A 1,156-nucleotide genomic window follows, 5' to 3' on the forward strand; every position below is an offset into this window, starting at 1 on the left:
TCTTCCGGTAACAACACCAAATTACCTTCCGTATCATAAAACCGCAGCCAAATTGCCTCCTCACGGTCTATAGTTCCCGACCAAGTTCCCAGCCAAAAGCCCAAGGTCTCACACCACAGCCAACCTCGCTCATTCGCCTCTAAAAGCTGATAACCTCCCGAACTCTGCAAATGCCATCCTTGAAAGGCGTTGGCTTCAAACGGGTCAAATACAAAGTAATCTGGGGTTCGAAAAGTCTGCTGATACAGCTCCTTTTTCTTTCCTTTATCTACTCTGGCGGTACTGGGAGACATCAACTCCACAATGACATCTGGGTAGCGACCCCCTTCCTGCCATACTACCCAACCCTGTCGTTCTTTGGTGCCATCTACATCTAACACCGCAAAGAAATCTGGCCCGCGAAAATCTCGGTTCCTAGCTTGTTCGCTGCTATAGTAAATAAACATATTCCCGCCTGTATAGAAATCATGGCGCTCGCTCCAAGCCTGTTGCAATGACCTAATCAGGACGTTCATAGCAATGCGGTGACGGTTACTTTCCAAAGGCTCTCCATCATCAAAAATCAAATCTGTTGGCGGCATGGGGGGTTCCCATTCCGTTTCGGTAGCAGTTTCGGGGCTAGTATTGGCAGTGAGTTCAACTGACATTTTCGGTTCCCCCGTCTCTCGTATTTCTCAGTTGCTGATGATTATATCCCCAACTTTCCCGATTTGGGGACTGGCTCCCACAGACATTCTCCCACTGGGAAGGCGTTGGGTAAATTACCTAGAAAGTGGATGTTGTTGTGCGATCGCTTCTTTTATAGTTCCTCTGGATCTAAACCCAGCGCGCGCAACCTTTCCGCCAGACGTTCTGCTCGTTGTTCGGCGGATTCTGCTCGTTGTTCGGCGGATTCCGCCTTTTGGCGTTCAGCTTCTTCTGGTAACAGGACTAAATTACCTTCGGTATCATAAAACCGCAGCCAAATTGCCTCCTCACGGTCTATAGTTCCTGACCAAGTTCCCAGCCAAAAGCCCAAGGTTTCACACCACAGCCAACCTCGCTCATTCGCCTCTAAAAGCTGATAACCTCCCGAACTCTGCAAATGCCATCCTTGAAAGGCGTTGGCTTCAAACGGGTCAAATACAAAGTAATCTGGGGTTCGGAATATCTGCTG

At 49.0% G+C, this 1,156-nt stretch carries 1 protein-coding gene and 1 pseudogene; both read right to left on the reverse strand.

Features of this window, described 5'->3' with window-relative positions:
• The coding region (locus tag ACTIE0_RS24570; protein ID WP_439517055.1) for a Uma2 family endonuclease at window positions 1-647 on the reverse strand (647 nt) is incomplete at its 3' end.
• A 152-nt stretch (window positions 648-799) separates the two neighbouring features.
• Window positions 800-1,156: pseudogene (locus ACTIE0_RS24575) on the reverse strand (Uma2 family endonuclease); the annotation flags it as partial.

The organism is Limnospira sp., from assembly GCF_051859755.1.
GTDB lineage: Bacteria > Cyanobacteriota > Cyanobacteriia > Cyanobacteriales > Microcoleaceae > Limnospira > Limnospira fusiformis.